Source organism: Hoeflea sp. BAL378 (assembly GCF_000759435.1).
Classification (GTDB): Bacteria; Pseudomonadota; Alphaproteobacteria; order Rhizobiales; family Rhizobiaceae; genus Hoeflea.
In genome coordinates, this window is record NZ_JRJG01000275.1 from 1 (window position 1) to 413 (window position 413).

General features: G+C 72.2%; 1 protein-coding gene. It reads left to right on the plus strand.

Annotated features, from left to right (window positions below; translation table 11 throughout):
* Nucleotides 1-413, plus strand: a 413-nt coding sequence (locus LL06_RS26170; protein WP_035534049.1) for an NAD(P)H-hydrate epimerase, incomplete at both ends; no start/stop codon positions are given.

The window sequence follows — 413 nt, forward strand, 5'->3', positions numbered from 1 at the left end:
GTCATGGCGCGGGCGCATGCCGCCGGCACTCCGGTCATCGCCGTCGATCTTCCCTCTGGCCTTTCGGGCCGCACCGGCGTTCCCACCGGCGCCTGTTTTGCGGCCGCGCACACGGTGACCTTCGCCGCGCTCAAGCCCGGCCATCTGTTGATGCCGGGCAGGGCGCTGTGCGGGCTCATGCATCTGTGCGACATCGGCATTCCGGCGCGGCTGATCGCCAGCGCCGACCCGGTCTGGCGCAACCATGCGGGCCTCTACCGCGACCGTCTGCCGGTTCAGACCGCCGAGAGCCACAAATACAGCCGCGGACACCTGGTGGTGTTTTCCGGGCCGCTGATTGCGGGCGGGGCGTCGCGGCTCGCGGCCATGGCCGGGCTCCGGGCCGGCGCCGGGCTGGTCACCATCGCCTCGCC